The organism is Georgenia yuyongxinii, from assembly GCF_006352065.1.
GTDB lineage: Bacteria > Actinomycetota > Actinomycetes > Actinomycetales > Actinomycetaceae > Georgenia > Georgenia yuyongxinii.
On sequence record NZ_CP040915.1, the window covers coordinates 318,688 to 337,626 of the forward strand.

Annotated in this window: 17 protein-coding genes and 3 tRNA genes; 14 read left to right on the plus strand and 6 right to left on the minus strand. The window is 70.6% G+C overall.

Going from position 1 to position 18,939, the window contains the following annotated elements; translation table 11 throughout:
- Positions 1-230: 230 nt before the first annotated feature.
- The 4 genes from FE374_RS01380 (at position 231) to FE374_RS01395 (ending at position 5,059) form a co-directional block, all read left to right on the plus strand.
- Positions 231-1,610 carry an ABC transporter substrate-binding protein gene (locus tag FE374_RS01380; RefSeq protein ID WP_139926903.1) on the plus strand — a complete coding sequence of 460 codons (1,380 nt, stop codon included), beginning with the start codon at positions 231-233 and terminating at the stop codon, positions 1,608-1,610.
- A gap of 89 nt (positions 1,611-1,699) precedes the next feature.
- Complete coding sequence (locus FE374_RS01385) at positions 1,700-2,686, plus strand: carbohydrate ABC transporter permease (RefSeq protein WP_139926904.1); 987 nt, start codon at positions 1,700-1,702, stop codon at positions 2,684-2,686.
- Between the two features lie 5 nt (positions 2,687-2,691).
- Positions 2,692-3,651 (plus strand): carbohydrate ABC transporter permease, encoded by a 960-nt coding sequence (locus tag FE374_RS01390; protein WP_456319108.1) that lies wholly within the window; start codon positions 2,692-2,694, stop codon positions 3,649-3,651.
- A gap of 130 nt (positions 3,652-3,781) precedes the next feature.
- Positions 3,782-5,059, plus strand: coding sequence for an AGE family epimerase/isomerase (locus FE374_RS01395; protein WP_139926906.1), 1,278 nt, complete (start codon positions 3,782-3,784; stop codon positions 5,057-5,059).
- On the opposite strand, the gene FE374_RS01400 is transcribed toward FE374_RS01395, so the two are convergent.
- On the minus strand, positions 5,056-6,159 hold the full coding sequence (locus FE374_RS01400; protein ID WP_139926907.1) for a winged helix DNA-binding domain-containing protein: 1,104 nt from the start codon (positions 6,157-6,159) through the stop codon (positions 5,056-5,058). The genes FE374_RS01395 and FE374_RS01400 overlap by 4 nt on opposite strands.
- Positions 6,160-6,312: 153 nt before the next feature.
- Here FE374_RS01400 and FE374_RS01405 point away from each other — a divergent pair, with 153 nt between their 5' ends.
- The gene (locus FE374_RS01405) at positions 6,313-7,113 is read left to right on the plus strand and encodes an alpha/beta fold hydrolase (protein ID WP_139926908.1); all 801 of its coding nucleotides are present in this window, start codon (positions 6,313-6,315) and stop codon (positions 7,111-7,113) included.
- A 31-nt stretch (positions 7,114-7,144) separates the two neighbouring features.
- On the opposite strand, the gene FE374_RS01410 is transcribed toward FE374_RS01405, so the two are convergent.
- Entirely contained in the window at positions 7,145-8,113 is a 969-nt protein-coding gene (locus FE374_RS01410; protein ID WP_139926909.1) for an NAD(P)H-quinone oxidoreductase, read from the minus strand.
- A gap of 157 nt (positions 8,114-8,270) precedes the next feature.
- Here FE374_RS01410 and FE374_RS01415 point away from each other — a divergent pair.
- Together FE374_RS01415 and FE374_RS01420 are read left to right on the plus strand one after the other, a co-directional pair.
- A tRNA-Ser gene (locus tag FE374_RS01415) sits at positions 8,271-8,355 on the plus strand.
- 128 nt (positions 8,356-8,483) lie between these two features.
- Positions 8,484-8,572: transfer RNA gene (locus FE374_RS01420), tRNA-Ser, on the plus strand.
- Positions 8,573-8,663: 91 nt separating this feature from the next.
- On the opposite strand, the gene FE374_RS01425 is transcribed toward FE374_RS01420, so the two are convergent.
- Complete coding sequence (locus FE374_RS01425) at positions 8,664-9,047, minus strand: VOC family protein (RefSeq protein ID WP_139926910.1); 384 nt, start codon at positions 9,045-9,047, stop codon at positions 8,664-8,666.
- A gap of 252 nt (positions 9,048-9,299) precedes the next feature.
- On the opposite strand from FE374_RS01425, the gene FE374_RS01430 reads away from it, so the two are divergent.
- Together FE374_RS01430 and FE374_RS01435 are read left to right on the plus strand one after the other, a co-directional pair.
- A tRNA-Arg gene (locus FE374_RS01430) sits at positions 9,300-9,372 on the plus strand.
- Positions 9,373-9,673: 301 nt separating this feature from the next.
- On the plus strand, positions 9,674-9,904 hold the full coding sequence (locus FE374_RS01435; protein WP_139926911.1) for a hypothetical protein: 231 nt from the start codon (positions 9,674-9,676) through the stop codon (positions 9,902-9,904).
- A gap of 141 nt (positions 9,905-10,045) precedes the next feature.
- Here the strand turns inward: FE374_RS01435 and FE374_RS01440 are convergent, their stop codons facing one another.
- On the minus strand, positions 10,046-10,798 hold the full coding sequence (locus FE374_RS01440; RefSeq protein WP_139926912.1) for an alpha/beta fold hydrolase: 753 nt from the start codon (positions 10,796-10,798) through the stop codon (positions 10,046-10,048).
- Positions 10,799-10,888: 90 nt separating this feature from the next.
- Here FE374_RS01440 and FE374_RS01445 point away from each other — a divergent pair, with 90 nt between their 5' ends.
- Positions 10,889-11,932: a helix-turn-helix transcriptional regulator gene (locus FE374_RS01445; protein WP_139926913.1), complete on the plus strand. Its 1,044-nt coding sequence runs from the start codon at positions 10,889-10,891 to the stop codon at positions 11,930-11,932.
- A gap of 502 nt (positions 11,933-12,434) precedes the next feature.
- Entirely contained in the window at positions 12,435-12,686 is a 252-nt protein-coding gene (locus FE374_RS01450; protein WP_139926914.1) for a hypothetical protein, read from the plus strand.
- Between the two features lie 596 nt (positions 12,687-13,282).
- Here the strand turns inward: FE374_RS01450 and FE374_RS01455 are convergent.
- The gene (locus FE374_RS01455) at positions 13,283-13,663 is read right to left on the minus strand and encodes a hypothetical protein (RefSeq protein ID WP_139926915.1); all 381 of its coding nucleotides are present in this window, start codon (positions 13,661-13,663) and stop codon (positions 13,283-13,285) included.
- Complete coding sequence (locus FE374_RS01460) at positions 13,660-14,670, minus strand: NAD(P)-dependent alcohol dehydrogenase (protein ID WP_223173614.1); 1,011 nt, start codon at positions 14,668-14,670, stop codon at positions 13,660-13,662. Before FE374_RS01460 ends, FE374_RS01455 begins: the two co-directional genes overlap by 4 nt.
- 77 nt (positions 14,671-14,747) lie before the next feature.
- Here FE374_RS01460 and FE374_RS01465 point away from each other — a divergent pair, with 77 nt between their 5' ends.
- The 3 genes from FE374_RS01465 to FE374_RS01475 all read left to right on the plus strand — a co-directional run bounded on the left by FE374_RS01465 (position 14,748) and on the right by FE374_RS01475 (position 18,835).
- A complete protein-coding gene (locus FE374_RS01465) occupies positions 14,748-15,413 on the plus strand; it encodes a TetR/AcrR family transcriptional regulator (protein WP_139926916.1) in 666 nt (221 codons plus the stop codon).
- Between the two features lie 178 nt (positions 15,414-15,591).
- Positions 15,592-16,047 (plus strand): hypothetical protein, encoded by a 456-nt coding sequence (locus FE374_RS01470; protein ID WP_139926917.1) that lies wholly within the window; start codon positions 15,592-15,594, stop codon positions 16,045-16,047.
- 82 nt (positions 16,048-16,129) lie between these two features.
- Positions 16,130-18,835, plus strand: a complete 2,706-nt coding sequence (locus FE374_RS01475; RefSeq protein ID WP_139926918.1) for a LuxR C-terminal-related transcriptional regulator — start codon at positions 16,130-16,132, stop codon at positions 18,833-18,835.
- Positions 18,836-18,939: the final 104 nt, after the last annotated feature.

The window sequence follows — 18,939 nt, forward strand, 5'->3', positions numbered from 1 at the left end:
GGCCACACTACCAGGCCAGGCGGGCCCATGTCGCGGAGAAATCGACGATCCGCCGCGCTGTGCCGACTTGCCCCGTATTGGATGCTGAGATTTCACCCCCGATTGCTTTGTTGCTGAATCGTTACAGCGCTAAGGGACCAATGGTGTCCGATCTCACTGCGGGTTGCTGGTTGAGTGGGCCGCAGGAGCGCTTCCGCGCTCGACACGAGGACGTGACGAGGAGATATCGCATGAAGACGACGACGAGACGACGTGGCATAGCGACCCTGGCGGGTGCCGCGGCGCTGACCCTGGTGCTCACCGCGTGCGGCGCCGACGATCTCGACGGCGGCACCGGCGGCAACACGGCCGCGGGTGAGGAGACCGACGGGTCCGACGGACCGGACTGCTCCGCCTTCGAGGAGTACGGCACCTTCGACGGGGAGACCGTGTCGCTGTTCTCCTCCATCCGCGAGACCGAGGCCGACCAGCTCCAGGACACGTTCGCCGACTTCACCGAGTGCACCGGCATCACCGTCCAGCACAACGGCTCCGGCGAGTTCGAGCAGCAGATCGTGGTGCAGGCCGAGGGTGGCAACGCCCCCGACCTGGCCGTCTTCCCGCAGCCGGGCCTGCTGGCCCGCATGGTCGCCGACGGGCACGTCATCCCGGCGCCCGAGGCCGTCGAGGCCAACGTCGACGAGGGTTGGTCGGAGGACTGGAAGGCCTACGGCACCATCGACGGCAAGTTCTACGCCGCCCCGCTCATGGCGTCGGTGAAGTCCTTCGTCTGGTACTCCCCGTCCGGGTTCGCCGACGGGGGTTACGAGGTCCCGACCACCTGGGACGAGCTCATGACCGTCACCGAGGACATCGCCGCCTCCGGCGCCACCCCGTGGTGCGCGGGCATCGAGTCCGGCGGCGCCACCGGCTGGCCCGCCACCGACTGGATCGAGGACATGGTCCTGCGTGAAGCCGGCGGCGACGTCTACGACCAGTGGATCGCCCACGAGATCCCCTTCAACGACCCGCAGATCGTCGCGGCCACCGACCGCGCCGGCTCGATCCTGAAGAACGACGAGTACGTCAACGGCGGCATCGGCGACTCGCGCTCCATCGCCACCACCTCCTTCAACGACGGCGGCCTGCCGATCCTCGACGGCGAGTGCTTCATGCACCGCCAGGCCTCCTTCTACGAAGCCCAGTGGCCCGAGGGCACGGACGTCAGCGAGAACGGTGACGTGTTCGCCTTCTACCTGCCCGGCCAGACGGCGGACGAGAAGCCGCTGCTGACCGGCGGTGAGTTCGTCGGCGCCTTCAACGACAACGACGCCACCCAGGCCGTCCAGGCCTTCATGTCCTCCGGCGAGTGGGCCAACACCCGCGTCGAGATCGGTGGCGTGACCTCCGCCAACAAGGCGGTCGACGCCTCGCTGGCCTCCTCCGACGTGCTGCGCCTGGCGATCGAGCTGCTGCAGGACGAGGGCGCCGTCGCCCGCTTCGACGGCTCGGACCTCATGCCCTCCGAGGTCGGCGCCGGCTCCTTCTGGACCGGCATGACCAAGTGGATCGACGGCGCGGACACCACGTCCGTGCTCGCCGAGATCGAGGCCTCCTGGCCCGCCTCCTGACCAGGTGACCCGCCCGGTGCGGGGGAGCGGCCGGCACGGCCGCCTCCCCGCACCGGGCCACCCGGTTCAACGCCACGGGAGGGCATCGCATGGACTTCTTCCTCAACTCCAAGACCGGCCAGATGCTCCTGGCCCTGATCGTCTTCGCCGCCGTCGTCGCCGCCCTCATGGTCGTGGCCCGGCTGGCGGACCGGTTCGCGGGACGCAGCCGCATCGTCTGGACGCTGCTCGTCTTCGCCGGGCCCGCCGCCATCCTGCTCGGCGTGGGCCTGATCTACCCCGCGATCCGCACGATCGTCATGTCGTTCATGGACCGCCGGTCCGAGACCTGGGTGGGCCTGGCGAACTACGAGTGGGTGTTCACCAACCCCGAGTCCATCCAGTCGTTCGTCAACACGTTCTGGTGGGTCACGCTGGTGCCGCTGGTGTCCACCTCCGTGGGCCTGCTCTACGCGATCCTCGTGGACGGCAAGCGGTTCGAGCGGACCGCGAAGTCGCTGCTGTTCATGCCGATGGCGATCTCGTTCGTCGGCGCCGGCATCATCTGGAAGTTCGTCTACGAGTACCGCGGCCCGGCCCAGGAGCAGATCGGCCTGCTCAACGCGCTCCTCACCAGCCTGGGGATGGAGCCCGTGCGGTTCCTCCAGGACGGGCCGTGGAACACGTTCTTCCTTATCATCATCATGATCTGGGTCCAGGCCGGGTTCGCGATGGTGCTGCTCTCGGCCGCCATCAAGGGCATCCCCGGTGACATCGTCGAGGCCGCCCGGCTCGACGGCGTGAGCTCCTGGCAGATGTTCCGCTCGATCACCGTGCCGTCCATCCGGCCCACGCTCGTGGTGGTCCTGACCACCATCTCCATCGCCACGCTGAAGATCTTCGACATCACCCGCACCGTGACCGGCGCCCGGTTCGGCACCCAGGTGCTCGCCAACCAGATGTACGACCAGTCGTTCACGTTCGGCAACAACGGCGTCGGCTCGGCGCTCGCCGTCGTCATCTTCGTCCTGGTGATCCCGATCATCGTCTACAACGTCCGCCAGATGCTGCGGAACCGGGAGGTGCGTGGAGCATGAGCGGCATGACACCCGCCAACCCCGCGGTCGCGACGGCGGAACGTCCCTCCGCGCGGAGCCTGCCGGACCCCATGCGGCCGCTGCCCCCGCGCGTCTCCGCGGCGAGCCGGACCAAGTCCATGCTCACCAGCCAGGCCGGCTCCGCCGTCGCCATCGTGCTGGCGCTGATGTGGACGGTCCCGACCATCGGGCTGCTGACCAGCTCCGTGCGTCCCGAGGGTCAGATCCGCAGCACCGGCTGGTGGACGTTCTTCACCGACCCGTCCTTCACGCTGGCGAACTACCAGACCGTGCTGTTCGGGCGCGCCTCCAACGGCCAGCTGGCGAGCTTCTTCATGAACTCGCTGACCATCACGGTGCCGGCCACGCTCATCCCGCTGGTGCTCGCGACGATGGCGGCCTACGCCTTCTCGGTGCTGCGCTGGAAGGGCCGCGACACGGTGTTCGTCATCGTGTTCGCCCTGCAGATCGTGCCGCTGCAGATGGCGCTGATCCCGCTGCTGCGGATCTTCTCGGGTTCGCCGCTGGCCGAGGCGTTCCCGTTCCTACCGATCTGGGTGGCCCACTCCTCCTTCGGGCTGCCGCTGGCGATCTTCCTGCTGCACAACTTCATGGCCGAGGTGCCGCGCGAGCTCATCGAGGCGGCCCGGGTCGACGGCGCGGGGCACGTGACCGTGTTCTTCAAGGTGATGATGCCGCTGATGGTCCCGGCGATCGCGAGCTTCGCGATCTTCCAGTTCCTGTGGGTGTGGAACGACCTGCTCGTGGGCCTGACGTTCTCCGGCGGCAACAACGCCATCCAGCCGCTCACCGCCCGGCTCTCTGAGATGGCCGGCTCGCGCGGGCAGGACTGGCACCTGCTCACCTCCGGCGCGTTCGTCTCCATGATCGTCCCGCTCATCGTGTTCTTCGCGCTGCAGAAGTACTTCGTCCGCGGCCTGCTGGCGGGCTCCGTCAAGGGCTGACCCGCCTCGCACGCCCCCGTGCGCGAGATGTCATCTTCTCCGCGACATGTCTCGGCCATGGCAGTGCGTCGATGACATCTGGTGGAGAAGATGACATCTCGCGTCCCCCCGACGGCAGTCCGGAGGTCCTATGGTCGCCGCGCCCACGACCGACTGGCTCGACGCCGAGGGAGACGCGCTCCTCGCCTTCGCCGCCGGCGCCCGCACCCCGCTCGGCTTCGGCGCGCTCGACACCGCCGGCCACGTGCCGGAGCCGCGGCGGGCGGAGCTGTGGATCACGTGCCGCATGACCCACGTCTTCGCCCTCGGCGCGTTGCGCGGCCGGCCCGGCTGCGCAGCGCTCGCCGACCACGGGGTCGCCGCACTAACCACCACCTTCGCCGACGCCGAGCACGGCGGCTGGTTCACCGCCGTCGAGCAGGCCGACGGCGGGACGCACCTGTCCGACGGCGGCCCCCACCCGGGCACCACCGTGCATCCGGCGCCGGGCGACGGCGAGCGCAAGGCCGCCTACCCGCACGCCTTCGTGCTGCTCGCCGCGGCCTCGGCGACCGCGGCAAGCCGCCCCGGCGCGGCGGCCCTCCTCGACCAGGCATGCGCCGTCCAGGACGCCCACTTCTGGGCGGAGGACGAGGGCATGGTGCGGGAGAGCTGGGACCGCGCCTTCGCCGTCGAGGAGGCGTACCGCGGGGTCAACGCCAACATGCACACGGTCGAGGCCTACCTCGCGGCCGCGGATATCACCGGCGAGGACCGCTGGCTCGACCGGGCGCTGCGCATCACCCGCCGCGTGGTCGACGGGTTCGCCCGCGCTCACGCCTGGCGCCTGCCCGAGCACTTCACCCCCGCGTGGGAGCCGACGCTCGACCACCACCGCGACGACCCCGCCCACCCCTTCCGCCCCTACGGCGCCACGATCGGCCACTGGCTCGAGTGGGCCCGGCTCACCCTGCACCTGCGCGCCGCGCTGACCGCCCGCCACCGCCCCACCGAGGCCTGGATGCTGGAGGCGCCGCGCGCGCTGTTCGCCGCCGCCACCGCCGAGGGCTGGGCCGCCGACGGTGCCGCGGGGTTCGTCTACACGGTCGACTTCGACGGCGCCCCGGTGGTGCGCCAGCGCATGCACTGGGTGGTGTGCGAGGCGATCGGTGCGGCCGCCGCACTGCACACGGCCACCGGCGAGGCCGACTACGCCCTCTGGTACGCCACCTGGTGGGACTACGCCCGCCGCCACCTCATTGAGGCACCGGGCCGCTGGCACCACGAGCTCGCGCCGGACAACACCCCCGCCGCGGGCACCTGGGCTGGGCGCCCCGACGTCTACCACGCCTACCAGGCCACGTTGGTGCCGCGGCTGCCCCTCGCACCGGCCCTCGCCCCGGCCGTGGCGGCGGGCCTGCTGGCCTAGGCGGGGTCGTCCACCACGACCGTGGCCTCCTCCCCGGTCGTGAGGAACCGCGCCACCGCCGCCGCCTCCGCATCGACGGCGTCACGCGCGCCCGCGCCGAGCGGGCCGGACGGCGTCACGGTCAGCCGCGCGCCGTCGTCGTGGCGCAGCATCCACGTGGCCGCCACCACGCCGTCGACCAGGACCGTGCCGAGGGCACCGCCCGGCCCGTGCGTGGGCGGGCCCACCACCAGGGGGCCGACCCCCATCCGCGAACGGTCGGCGTAGCCGAGCAGGGCGTTGTCGTACTCAGGGAGAAACCGCACGGGGGCGGGCACGTCCGGGTCGGGGACCGCCGCGTCCGGCAGGTCGAGCAGCTCGGTGCCGTCCTCGGCGCGATAGCGGCGCAGGTCGATGGTGTCGGTGACCTCACGCAGCCGGGTGAGCCCGCACCAGGCCTGCGCGTCCCGCACGCTGGCGGGGCCGAACCCGGCCAGGTAGCGCCGCACCAGCTCCGAGACCGCCATGGCCGACGGCGCCGCGCCCAGCCAGGCCGCCATTGTGGTGAACGCCGGCGGGCCGCTGCGCCGCCACAGTCCTCGCGGCGTCGCCTGCACCACCGGCTCGAGGTACCCGAACGCCCACCCCAGCGAGGTGCCGTCCAGGTCCGGGAAGCGCGCGCCCAGCAGGCCGCCCAGCTCGGCGCGGGTGCGGGGTCGCTCCGCCACCAGCTCCCGGGCGACGGCGAACGCCTCGCCCAGGTCGACCCCGCGCAACCGCTTGCCCCACGACGTGCTCGCGAACGTCCGGGCCAGCACCGGGGCCATGAGCGGCTGAAGTGCCAGCGCGTCGCGGGCCGTCACCGTGTGCAAGGTGGTGCGCATGAGCGGTGCCCGGACCACCGACCGGTCGGCCATCGCGGCGGAGAGCGTGGCCGGGTCGAAGTCCGCCAGCCTGCTCCACAGGGCGGTATACGGCACACCGGGCACCTGGCCCTGCAGCCCGACGAGGCGCTCGAGGAGGTCGGGCACGCTCGTGTGCGTGCGGGCGAGGAGGCCCTGGCGGTCGAGCGTGGCGCGGCCCAGCGCCCTGCGCCCGAGCACCGGCCCGTCGGCTGCCATGGCCGCGAGTGTGCCACGGTGCGCCCCGTGCCGGACCTGGTCGGCTCCTGGGCTGGCGGACCGTGGCGGCATCGGCGCTGGCGGACTTGCCGGCACCGCACCGACAGCCCTGTTCCCTTGCTGTCGGTGTCGGTGGCGAGCAACATTCGGAGCATGGCCGTCGTCGAGGAAGGCACGCTGCGTGGTGGGCTGCCCTATCTGCGGCTCGGACGCGGCCCGGTCCTCGTGGACCTGCCGGGCCTGGAGCCGCGGCACGCCAACCCGACGGGCCCGTCCCGCACGCTGCAGCTGCGCCAGCTGGCTCCGCTGGCCGAGCACTTCGAGGTGTGGGTGGTGCGCCGCCCGCCCGGGCTGCGCGCTGGGGCCACCATGGTCGACCTCGCCGCGATGCACGCCGAGGCGATGGTGGACCGGTTCGGCGGGCCCGTCAGGGTGCTCGGCACGTCCACCGGAGCCTCGATCGCGCTGCAGCTGGCAGTCGACCACCCGGCGACCGTGCGCCGGTTGGTGCTGCTCGCCGGCGCGTGCCGGCTCTCGGAGACCGGCCGGGCCGCCCAGCGCCGGATGGCCACCCGCACGGTGATGGGGGACCATCGCCGCGCCTGGGCGGCGACGGCGCCCGTGCTCACCCCGAACCCGGCCGGCGTGGCCGCGTTGGCGGCGGTGATGTGGCTGACCGGGCCGGTCATGGCACCGGACGACCCCGCAGACATGCTGCGCATGATCGAGGCAGAGGACGCCTTCGACGTCACCGCCCGCCTACACCTGGTGCGGGCCCCGACGCTCGTGATCGGCGGGGCACGGGACGGGTACTACGGCGCCGAGCTGTTCCGGCGCACCGCCGCCGGGATCCGGGGTGCCCGGCTGGTGCTGCACCCGCGCCTCGGGCACGCGGGCGTAGCCATGAGCCGCCGGGCGCTGCAGATCGCCGACCAGTTCCTGCGTGAGGACTAGTCAGAGCCCACTCGGCAGATCTGGGTCCAGGTCAGGCCACCAAGAGGATCTTGCCGAAGGCCCTCCCGGAGTCCAGCAGCACATGCGCCCGGTCCGCCTCGGCCAGCGGCAACCTGTCGGCGATCACGGGCCGCAGCCGGCCGTCGTCGAGCATCGGCCACACGCGCTCGCGGACGTCGGCGACGAGGGTCGCCTTCTGCTCGAGCGGCCGTGGGCGCAGGAGCGTGGCGCGAATCGTCCCCTGCTTGCTCAGCAGCTTGCCGAGATCCAGCTCGCCCCTTCGGCCCTTCTGGGTGCCGATGATCACCAGGCGGCCCCAGGGGGCGAGCATCTCCACGTTGCCCGGCAGTCCGCCCGCGCCCAGGACGTCGAGGATCACATCCGCCCCGCGGCCGTCGGTCGCCGCGCGCACTGCCTCGACGACGTCCTCATCCTTGTAGTCGATGGCGACGTCGGCGCCGAGCTCGCGGCACCGCGCCGCCCGGTCCGCGCCGCCCGCCGTCGTCAGCACCCGCGCGCCGACGGCGACGGCGAGCTGGATCGCGGCCGAGCCCACCCCGCCCGAGCCGCCGTGGACGAGGACCGTCTCTCCGGCGCCGAGCTCGCCGGCGCGCACCAGGTTGTCCCACGCGGTACACACGGCCTCCGGCAGTGCGGCGGCGTCGACCAGGCTGACGGACCCGGGCACTGGCAGCAGCTGACCCGCCGGCACGGCCACGAGCTCGGCGTAGCCGCCGCCAGCCAGCAGCGCGGCCACCTCGTCGCCCACCTGCCAGCCGGTCACGCCCTCGCCCAGCGCGGCGATCGTGCCGGAGACCTCCAGGCCGAGAATCTCGCTGGCGCCTGGCGGCACCGGGTAGTTCCCCGCACGCTGCAGCACGTCCGCACGGTTCACCCCCGCCGCGGCAACCTCGACAAGCACCTCGCCGGGGCCGGGCTCGGGGTCGGGGACGTTCGTCAGCGCAAGGTCCTGGTCGGCGGTCACGGTGATGGCACGCATGGGCTCTATCTTGGCCAACTCCCAGCGGTCCGGCGGACAAAGCCGCAGGTGGGTGTCTGCCCGGCCTGGAGATCGTGGCGCGATCCGGATTATCAGGTACCGGCCGTCGTCGCCCTAAACTGGTGTGCGCCGCGACGCCCCGTGGGTGCCGTGGCGAGGAGGGCTGACAGAGCGGCCGAATGTGACGGTCTTGAAAACCGTTGTGGGGCAACCCACCAAGGGTTCGAATCCCTTGCCCTCCGCTCGCGCGGCTTCCTGCGCGCTGGATGTCAAGCGTGCACGTCCGCGGTGAGGTGAGTGAGGCGCGGCATGTCCGGTCGGTCGGTTTTGGTCGGGCGTGCCCGCGCCAGGTAACCTGTGCGATGTCCTTGGAGACGTCGCATAGTCAGGTCTAGTGCGCATCCCTGCTAAGGATGTGACGGGGCAACCCGTCCGTGGGTTCAAATCCCACCGTCTCCGCTCGAGGATGTCGCAAGACATCGGCGACAGCCCGGACCCGCAAGGGTCCGGGCATCGTCGTTTCTGACGGCTCGTTCTCGCCAGGTGTGACTCAGCCCATCGGCGTGGCGACGCTGATGAGGTTGCCGCTCGGGTCCGCGAACCACACCCCACGCATCCCGGAGATCGTGGCAACGCCGTCGGACCACTCGACGCCGTCCATGTCGAAGGTCTGGAACTCGACACCCTTGTCGCGCAGCGCGCCGATCTCCGAGTCGAACTCATCGGCCGGTACCTCGAACGACACGGCGGTCGCCTTGTTGGTCCCCGCGTAGGCCGACTCGTACACGAGGAAGTCGCCCGTGCCGTGGCGGTACCGAACGCCTTCCTCGTCGTCCCTGGAGACGCTGAAGCCGAGTGTGTCCCCGTAGAAGGACCGGGCTGCGGCGAGGTCCTTGACGCCGAGGGTCGGCATCGCGCTGTAGGTGGAGAGCATGGCGGCCTCCTGTGCGGGTCGGGCGACCGTCGACCGACCGGCGATGTGACGGTAGGCCGCAGTGCTGGGGTGGTCAAGGGTCCGCACGATGCCGCCTCGGGGTCCGTTGGCGGATGCCTGACACGTCTCTCAGGTGGGTCGGCGGACTCCGAGTACCTCCCTCGGCGCGACGGGCGTGACCACCCTCACCGCAACCCGGGTTGGATCACATCGAACCGGCACGCTAAAGTCGTTTCTGGCCCAAGCGGTCATGCGCCCGTAGCTCAATGGATAGAGCATCTGACTACGGATCAGAAGGTTGGGGGTTCGAGTCCCTTCGGGCGCACAGGGTAGAAGCCCCGCTGACCTGCGGAAACGCTGGTAGCGGGGCTTCTTCGTGTCTGGGATGCGGGCGGCGTGCCATTTTTCGCGTGCCATTTCCTGCGGGCGGCGGCCGGCTAACCATCTGATCTTCGGGCCGGACCGGAGACATCTGGCCGGCCGTGCGGGTTCCTCCGAGGCATCCCCAGCTGGTTGATCGATCGTACGGAGCAGCAGTCGATCGCCAGTTCCCGGGCGCCCTTGCCTCGGGCTCGGTCGCGTCGCCGAGCCCATCGACGTTCTCTCGCCACTCCTACAGTGAGGGCGTGACCATCGATGCGAGCGACCTGCTGGCCGGTCCTCGGGGCGGGCGCCTGTGCCTCGAGCTTGCCCTGGCCGCGAGCTTGCACCGGGACCGGCGGGCGGTGAGGAGCTCGGTCTCGCAGCGTTCTATCGTCGTGTGCGCCGAGAGCGCCAACACCGCGGCCGTATCCACCTACCTCGCGGCCGGGCTCACCGCGCACGAGCCGATAGCCGACCTTCAGCGGGGTACCTGAGGAACCGCTGGGTGATCAAGGCGCCCAACAACCGCCTCGTCCGCTCCACCAACGGGACGCCCGACATCGGGCACGATCCGCGGCTCCGGGCGAGCATAGCCGCCCTCAACGCGGCATGAGCGCGCGTCTGGGCGCCAGCGCCTAGCGGCTGACCGACTCCAGCACCTTGGCGAGTTCCGCCGGTCGGCTCATCATCGGCCAGTGCCACGTCGGAAGCTCGACGTAAGTCCAGTCGCCGTCGACCATGTGCGCGAACACCGGTGCGTGTGGTGCCATCTGCTGCAGTTGCGCAAGGCTGAAGCTGCACAGTACGCCCGTCCGTGGCAGCCGCTGCCAGGCGCCGGTGAGCGCGACCGACTGGGTGGCGGTAAGCCAGGGCTGCGGCTGCGAGCCTTCGACCAGCGCGGCGACGGCAGTGTCGTCGACGCCGGGCACCTCGGCGGCGAGTGCGGCCCAGGGCGGCGGCGGGAGCTTCCAGCCCTGGCCGTGTGTCATGACCAGATCGTCGTTGGCCGCGCGCGCGTCGGGTCCCTCGAAGTCGGCCTGTGCCATGCCGTTCGGCAGGGGCCCCGAGTCGACGTAGACCAGGCGCGCCACGCGCTCAGGTACGCGGTCCGCCGCACCGGTCGTCACGAGGGCGCCGTAGCTGTGGCCGACGAGCACGACGTCATGCAGGTTCTGCTGCTCGAGCAGGTCCACGACCTCGTCGATGTGTGTCGTCAGGTCGGTCGTCGGCGAGCTGAGGTGGGCGCGCTCGCCCATGCCTGAGAGGTCGACGGCGTGCACGACGTGCCCGCGCTCACTCAGCGAGTCTGCGACAGGGCGCCAGACCCAGGCGCCGAGCCAGAAGCCGGGGACGAGGACGTAAGTGGTGGGGGTGGTGGTGTTGTTCATGGCAACAACGCTAGGCTGGATTGTGGACAGATTCCGCCCGGTATGCGGAGTCCGCATCACAGTTCTTTCCTAACAGCGCCGAGGAGGGCCGTGACCCGCCCGACCGCTCGCGTGCTAGCCATGCTGGAGCTGCTCCAGACGGGCGGGCAGCGCACGGTCGGCGATCTCGCTGCTCGGCTTGGGGTCGACGAGCGCACGGTCCGGCGCTATGCCGAGCACCTCGCCGACCTCGGCATCCCCGTCCAGGCGCAGCGGGGTAGGTACGGCGGCTACCGGCTCTCACCGGGCTACAAGCTGCCGCCGCTGATGCTCACCGACGACGAGGCCGTCGCCGTCGTCCTGGGCCTCAGGGCCGCGGAACGCGCGGGGCTTGCCACCACCGCCCACGCAGCGACGGCGAGCGCGCTGGCCAAGGTGTCGCGTGTACTGCCGCGGGCCCTGGGCCAGCGGCTCGACAGCCTGCTGTCGACCGCACAGTTCACGACCCCCGTGCGCGCCACCGCTCCCGCCGGCGCCGACACGCTGCTTGGTCTCGCCTCGGCTGCGCAAGCGCGGCGCACCGTCGTGATCGCGTACACCGCCTGGGACGGGCGGGAGTCGCAGCGTGAGCTCGATGTCTACGGCTTGGTCTTCCACTCCGGCCGGTGGTACGCCACCGGACACGACCACAGCCGTGATGACGTGCGGACCTTCCGCTTGGACCGCATCGCCTCAGTCGAGCAGAGCGAAGGCTCCTACGTCGTGCCCGCCGGCTTCGACGCCAGGACGCAGGTCGTGTCGGGCATCGCGGCGGTCAGCTGGTCGCACGAGGTCTCCGTCGTCCTGCGGACCACCCTTACGGAAGCGGGTGAGCGACTGTCCCCGAGCGCGGGACGGCTGAGCGAGCACGCCGACGGGACGCTCCTCGAGACGCGCGCCGAGCACCTCGACGGCATGGCCCGCATGCTGGCCGGGCTCGGCTGGGACTTCGAGGTGATCACCCCGGACGCCCTGCGGGGCGAGGTCCTCGCCCTGTCCGACCGCCTCCGACTCAGCGCGACGCGCGGCGGCGTCGTCGGCGGCACGGCTACGCCGCGGAGTCTCCCTGAGCGACACCACCCGCCCGCCGAGCGGCATGAGCGTGCATCGAAGTGAGCGCCTTGACACGGCTTTCGTCCAGGTGCGGGAACCGGTGCAGACGTCGACCAGATTCACCGATCGCTCCTCGAGCGCCGTTTTGACGTGACCCACACCGGTGCCAAGGAGAAGTACACCAAGAGCTACGGCACCAAGCTAGAGGCGAACCTGAAAGCAGCCCTCGGCTTCAACGGAGTCGCCAGCATCGGGCGTTGGGTCCGGCGCCGCCCTGGCCCACCACGATGGGTTGATCAGAAGCATGTCCGCTGCAGGGATTGACGTCCCCGTGGCGGGGCTCATACTGGCCTCTCTCTTAATGGCTTTCACCCCGGGGCGGGCGCCGGCGACGACGTCCCGTCCCAGCGAGTGAAGAGGAGCATCGCATTGTCCAGGGCGCCTTCTACCGTGGCCGACTTCTATCCGTACGTAGACAGGGTCGACGCCCACGCCGCGACACACAGTTGCGCCATCGCTGGCCGACTTTTCGACTGTCGCTGACAGCCGGGACGCCACCCGGTGAGTGACCGAGGAGACGCTTGAGGAGAACACCCGCCTCGCCGAGGAGATCACGGACGCACAGCGGGCCGTACAGGCCGCTGAGGAGGAAGCGGATGGTGCGCGGACGGTGGCGGCCCAGTTGCAGGAGAACCTGGCGGCCGAGCGCCAGCACCTGGTTGAAACCGAGGGGCAGCGTGACGCCGCCATGGCTAAGGCCGAGCGTGCCGAGACTGCGGCCGCCGACACCCGTAGTGAGATGGACGGGGCTTCGTGACGCATAGGTAACGACGCGCAGCGACCTGGCGACGTGCAGCGACCTGGCGACGGTGGCGGCCGAGCGCGAGGCCGCTCGGGCAGACATTGACCGGGAGCGTGAGCACGGCTCAGTGGATCGCGGACCTCCGGGAGCAACTCGCACGCCGCGAGGAAGAAGTTGACACGGTCCGGGAGGAGGCGCAGGTGCAGCGCAGCCGGGCGGACCGTGCCGAGGCCGAGTTGGATGCTCTGAGCCGATCCGGGAACGAGAAGGGCGGTCAGGCACGGTGAGGAGGCACCCTCGACAACACGAAGGACGGGGTGTGGTGGGTGGCCACCGAAGGCGCGGGTTACGTCGTGGACCTCGACGCACATGTCGTCTCTCGCAAACCAGCCCCGACACCCAGGCAGGCCGCCTGCCCGATTTCACCACCCTGGTCAGCGTCGGCGAGTGCCGGGTCGGAGCGCCAGCTGTGCTCACGATCGACCCACACGACAGCGGCGCCACGAGGACGCACACCACAGATCGGGTGGTCGCGCTCGGGATTCATGCTCGTTCCTACGGGGCGGCAAGCAGATACTACGGGCGGCGGGCGGCCTGGTGACGGCGGCCGGCTACGTTTCTGCGGTCTCCCATGTCCATGCGGTCCATATGATGAAGGTGTTGATGCCGAGGCTGAATACAATCAGGAGGTTGTCGAAGAACCCTTTGTAGGGCATTCCGGCGAGGTTGAAGATTGCGAGTGCGATTGAGACGCCGATCGTGAGCCATCGCAGTGGAGTCTCCGGGGTGAGCAGGGTGGTGAGGATCATCGCGATCGGCACGAGCATGATGGCGGCGATGAGCGTCCACATCCAGCCGGGTGCGGGCCGGTCGCCGAGTTTGCCCGGTTCGATGTGCCCGGCGAAGATCCTGAGCACGTCACCTAGCAGGTAGATCAGCATGAGGGTGATCCAGCTCCCGGCGAGCACGACCCTCGTCCAGTTTGCGGTCATGTAGCGTCTCCCGTCGCGCCTGTCGTGATCGCCGCCGTGTTCGCGCGACACGGCAGGATCACGAGGTTGCCGATCTTCCGGCTGGTGTCGATGCGCCGGTGCGCTTCGGACAGCGCCTCGAGCCCGCCGAGGGTTTCGACCAGCGGATCGAACTCGCCGCGCGCCACAAGGTCGAGGATCAGGGCGAAGTCCTCCTTGCGTTCGGGAGCCGCCCCGGCGATGACCCTGCTGCGGGCGGTCGCCGTGTCCATGAGGCCCGCGACGGTGAGGATCACCAGGCCCTCGGTGCCCGCGAGATTGAGGCCGTCGGCACGGTTGAGGTTTCCCACCGCGTCGAATACGACGTCGAAGCGCTGGCTAAGCGCGGCGACCGGGGCCTCCCGGTAGTCGATCGTCTGCGCCGCGCCGAGTCGGCGCAACAGAGCGTGATTCCGGCTGCTGCTCACGGCGGTGACAGTCGCACCGAAGCGAGCCGCAAGCTGCACCGCTGCAGATCCGACGGACCCAGATGCCCCGTTCACGAGCACCGTCTGCCCGGCACGGATCCGCGCGCGGTCGCGGAGGAAATGCAGGGCGGTGCTGCCGCCGAAAAGCGCACCGGCGGCAGCCGCATGGTCCACGTCCTCGGGGAGCGGGGTGAGCGCCGTCACCGGCACCGTCAGCAACTCGGCGTGCGCGCCGAGCCGGCTGCCTGTCATGCCCGCGACCGCGTCCCCTGCTGAGAGACTGGATGCCCCGTCGCCCGGGTGTTCGATCCGGCCGGAGAACACGGCGCCGGGGATCTTGCGGCGCGGTCCGCAGACGCCGATCGCCAGCCGAGCGGGGAGCGCGAAGCCGCGCGGGAACCGGCCCGCCCGGAGCCGGGCGTCGCCTGAAGTCACGGCAGCGGCCTCCACCCGCACCAGCACCTCACCGCGACCGGGTGCCGGGATCGGTGCCGCGGTGATCTTGATCGTTTCCGGCGGCCCGTACCGGTCGACGCGCGCCGCCCTCATCTGCATTTCCATTCGGCGCCCCTTACGCATGTAAGACTTCGACGTGTAGAATACCCTTACGTGCGTAAGATCACAAAGAGGCGAACCTGATGAGCACACGGGAGCCGCTGAGCGAGGCGCGCATCATCGAGGCCGCGGTGCGGGTCGCAGACGCCGGCGGGTATACGGCGATCAGCATGCGCAACGTCGGCAAGGAGCTCGGCGTCGAAGCGATGTCGCTCTACCACCACGTCACAAGCAAGGACGCGCTGCTCGACGCGCTGGTCGACTCAGTGTTCGCGCAGATAGAGCTGCCAGGGCCGGGTATGCCGTGGCGGGAGGGCATGAGGCTGCGCGCCGCCTCGGCCCGGAACGTGCTGGTGAGCCATCCCTGGGCACTGACCCTGATCGATTCCCGCGCGACCCCCGGCCCTGCGCTGCTCAGACATCACGACGCGGTGATCGGATGCCTGCGCCGTGACGGGTTCTCGATCGAACTCGCGGCACAGGCCTTTTCCGCGATCGACGCCTATGTGTACGGCTTCGCCCTGACCGAGCGAAATCTCCCCTTCGACCCGGACACCAGCGACCAGGCGGTCGACTTCGCTGCTACGGCGATGCCTGCGCTGGTGGACTACCCACACCTGATCGAGCTCGTGCAGCACCTCACCGGATCGGGAAAGTACTCGTTCTCGAACCAGTTCACCAAGGGACTCGACATCATCCTCGACGAACTCGGGCACCGCTTGCGCACAGAAGCAGAACGCGGTGACTGAGCGCACGGTCGACGACCGAATGGATTTAATCGTCGACTATGAAGTGCGCTGGCCAGCGGCAAACCTCATAACAGCGGTTCTTACCGATGTCTTCGCTCTCCATTCCTAACGCAGAGCGCAATAGGACCCTGCGGTGATGGCGAGAGCCCAGGTGATCCAAAGGAGCGGGGACTGTCCCGTGGACATCACGATGTTCCAGGACGATGTGGTGTCGGGCCGGCTGAATAGTGCGATGCCGACGCCTGCCATCGCAGGCAGGAGCCACCCGAACCGGCTGCCGAAGGCGGTGGCGGAGATGATGGCTAGGGAGCTCCAGAACGTCACCAGCCGGGGCAGTGCCGTGAGGTTCGGTTCAGCAAGGACCACGGCCATCAGGACTCCGATGGCCACGGAAGTGATGAGCGGACGCCTTGCGGTCGGTGACGCGCTCACGGAAGTTCGCGAGGTACTGGCGGGAGATCTCGTGGAGACACGAGCACATTCCGTGATCCAGCGCTCGGCGTTCGGGCTCGGTCATGAGCCAGGTCGGTCCCCGCAGCGCACGGTGGAGAGCCACGTCCGCAACATCCTCGACGAGCTGGGCTTCGACAACCGTGCGCAGATCGCCGGCTGGATGGCCACATCGGACCAGTAGCGTCCCGACGCTATCCGCGCCGCTACGGTGTGCGTTGCCGGCACCCGCCTGCGACTTCGCACCCGCTCCGAGGAGAGTGGTCATGGCGGTCCCCCTGCTCCAGACCAAGCTCCACGTCCCCAGGACCAGGCACGCGCTGGTACCACGCCCGCGGCTGATCGCACGTCTGGGCGGTCCGGGGGAGTCGGCGCTGACGCTCGTGTCGGCGCCGGCCGGGTTCGGCAAGACGACCCTGCTGACCGAGTGGTTGGCCACCGCCCCCGCCGACGGGTGGGCCGTGGCCTGGCTCTCGCTGGACCCCCGCGACAACGATCCGGCGCTGTTCTGGACGTACGTGGTGGCCGCGCTCGACACGGCGGCCGAGGGTGTCGGTGCGGGTGCGCGTTCGCTCCTGGACGCGGGGCAGGCGACGGAGACCGTTCTCGCGACCCTGATCAACGACCTGCACGCCGTCGCGCACGACGTCGCGCTCGTGCTCGACGACTACCACGTCATCGACTCGCCCCAGGTCAACGACGCGATGGGCTTCCTGGTGGAGCACATGCCACCGCAGCTGCACCTGGTGATCGCCGGCCGCGCCGACCCGGCACTCCCGCTTGCCCGGCTGCGCGGGCGTGGCGAGCTCGCCGAGATCCGCGCGGCCGACCTGCGCTTCACACCCGACGAGGCGGCGGAGTACCTCAACGAGAAGATGGGCCTGACGCTGACGGCGCGGGACGTCGAGGCCCTGGAGCAGCGCACCGAGGGATGGGTCGCGGCCCTCCAGCTGGCCGCCCTGTCCATGCGGGGCCGCGACGACGTCGCCGCCTTCATCGCCAGCTTCGGCGGGGACGACCGCTACGTGGTCGACTACCTCGTCGAGGAGGTCCTGCAACGCCAGCCCGATGACGTCCGCAGCTTCCTGCTCCGCACCTCCGTCCTGAGCCGAGTGACCGGCTCCCTCTGCGATGCCGTCACCGGCCAGGACGGCGGCACCGCGATGCTGGCGGCACTGGAGCGGGCGAACCTGTTCCTGGTCCCGCTGGACGACCACCGCCGGTGGTACCGCTACCACCACCTCTTCGCGGACGTGCTGCATGCGCGGCTGCTGGCCGAGCAGCCCGACGCCGCCCCCGGTCTGCACCGCCGGGCGAGCGACTGGTACGAGGAGCACGGGGAGCGGCCCGAGGCCATCCACCACGCGATGGCCGGCGAGGACTTCGAGCGGGCGGCGGACCTCGTCGAGCTCGCCATGCCCGCCCTGCGCCAGCAGCGGCAGGAGGCCACGCTGCGCCGGTGGCTCGAGGGGCTCCCGGAGGAGGTCCTCCGCGCCCGGCCCGAGCTGAGCCTGTCGCATGCGGGCACCCTGCTCATGTACGGCGAGCTCGACGGCGTGGAGACCCGGCTGCGCGATGCGGAGCGGTGGGTGGACGCCAGGGTGGAAGGACATGACAGGCGTGACGCCGCTCCCGTCGGCGAGGACCCGCTGATCCGCAAGGTGCGCAGCGAGGTCGCCGTCTATCGCGCGGCGCAGGCACGGCTCCACGGCGACGTGGCCGGCACCGTGACCCATGCCCGGCGAGTGCTGGACCTGGTCGGTGAGGACGCCCCCCTCGAACGCGGCGCCGCCGCCGGGCTGCTGGGGCTGGCCTACTGGATGACCGGCGACCTCGCGCCGGCGCACCGGTCCTGGGCCGAGGCCGTGGCGAACCTGGAGCGGGCCGGGCACTTCGCCGACACGCTCGGGTGCACCATCGCCCTGGCGGACATCCGGACCGCGCAGGGCCGTCTCCACGACGCGGTCGTCCACCTCGAGCACGGCCTGCGCGTGGCGACCGCGCACGGCACGTCGGTGCTCCGCGGTGCGGCGGACATGCACGTGGGCCTGAGCGGCGTGCTCCGCGAGCGCAACGAGCTCGACGGCGCCCGGCAGCACCTGGCCACCAGCGAGGAGCTGGGCGAGCACGCCGGCCTGCCGCAGAACCGGCACCGGTGGCGGCTGGCCATGGCCCGGATCCGTGAGGCCGAGGGCGACCTGGACGGCGCACTGCAGCTGCTGGACGACGCCGAACGGGTGTACACCGCCGACATGTTCCCCGACGTGCGGCCGCTTGCGGCCTGGCGAGCCCGGGTCCTTCTCGAGCGCGGTGAGCTCGGCGAGGCGCTCGCCTGGGTGCGTGCGCGGGGCCTGGCGGTCGACGACGACCTCTCCTACCTGCGCGAGTTCGAGCACCTCACCCTGGCCCGGGTCCTCCTGGCCCGGTCCGCGAGCGTGGGGGAGGAGCGCTCCCTCCGGGCGGCGACCGAACTGCTGGAGCGGCTGCTCAGAGCGGCGCAGGAGGGAGAGCGGACCGGCAGCGTCATCGAGATCCTGGTGCTGCAGGCGCGTGCGCACCGGTCGGGCGGAGACCTCCCCGCCGCGACGGCGGCACTTCGCCGCGCCGTCACGCTCGCCGAGCCGGAGGGCTACGTCCGGGTCTTCGCGGACGAGGGCCCGTCCCTGGACGCAGTGCTGAGAGTGCTCGAGAAGGAAGGGCCCGCCCGCAGCTTCGTCCGCCGGCTCCTCGCCGCGACGAGCACGACGGCGGACGCCGCCCTCGCGGACCCGGGCCTGATCGAGCCGCTGAGCGACCGCGAGCTGGACGTGCTCCGGCTGCTCGGCACCGAGCTGAACGGTCCCGACATCGCGCGCCACCTCATCGTGTCCCTGAACACGGTGCGAACCCACACCAAGAACATCTACGCCAAGCTCGGCGTGAACAGCCGGCGGGCGGCGGTCCGCCGCGCCGGGGAGCTCGGTCTGCTCTGACGCCGCACAGTCGCGCACGTCGCGCCGTCGGATCACCACCTCAATCACCAGATGTGGTGATCCCCGCTCATCAGGTCCGCTCGTAGCTTTCCTTCCAGCCGAGC

Bases quoted from the DNA above. Each gene is read 5' to 3' on its own strand.
- FE374_RS01380 (WP_139926903.1), top strand. From the start codon at position 231: ATGAAGACGACGACGAGACGACGTGGCATAGCGACCCTGGCGGGTGCC.
- FE374_RS01385 (WP_139926904.1), top strand. From the start codon at position 1,700: ATGGACTTCTTCCTCAACTCCAAGACCGGCCAGATGCTCCTGGCCCTG.
- FE374_RS01390 (WP_456319108.1), top strand. From the start codon at position 2,692: ATGACACCCGCCAACCCCGCGGTCGCGACGGCGGAACGTCCCTCCGCG.
- FE374_RS01395 (WP_139926906.1), top strand. From the start codon at position 3,782: ATGGTCGCCGCGCCCACGACCGACTGGCTCGACGCCGAGGGAGACGCG.
- FE374_RS01400 (WP_139926907.1), bottom strand. From the start codon at position 6,159: ATGGCAGCCGACGGGCCGGTGCTCGGGCGCAGGGCGCTGGGCCGCGCC.
- FE374_RS01405 (WP_139926908.1), top strand. From the start codon at position 6,313: ATGGCCGTCGTCGAGGAAGGCACGCTGCGTGGTGGGCTGCCCTATCTG.
- FE374_RS01410 (WP_139926909.1), bottom strand. From the start codon at position 8,113: ATGCGTGCCATCACCGTGACCGCCGACCAGGACCTTGCGCTGACGAAC.
- FE374_RS01425 (WP_139926910.1), bottom strand. From the start codon at position 9,047: ATGCTCTCCACCTACAGCGCGATGCCGACCCTCGGCGTCAAGGACCTC.
- FE374_RS01440 (WP_139926912.1), bottom strand. From the start codon at position 10,798: ATGAACAACACCACCACCCCCACCACTTACGTCCTCGTCCCCGGCTTC.
- FE374_RS01455 (WP_139926915.1), bottom strand. From the start codon at position 13,663: ATGACCGCAAACTGGACGAGGGTCGTGCTCGCCGGGAGCTGGATCACC.
- FE374_RS01460 (WP_223173614.1), bottom strand. From the start codon at position 14,670: ATGGAAATGCAGATGAGGGCGGCGCGCGTCGACCGGTACGGGCCGCCG.
- FE374_RS01465 (WP_139926916.1), top strand. From the start codon at position 14,748: ATGAGCACACGGGAGCCGCTGAGCGAGGCGCGCATCATCGAGGCCGCG.
- FE374_RS01475 (WP_139926918.1), top strand. From the start codon at position 16,130: ATGGCGGTCCCCCTGCTCCAGACCAAGCTCCACGTCCCCAGGACCAGG.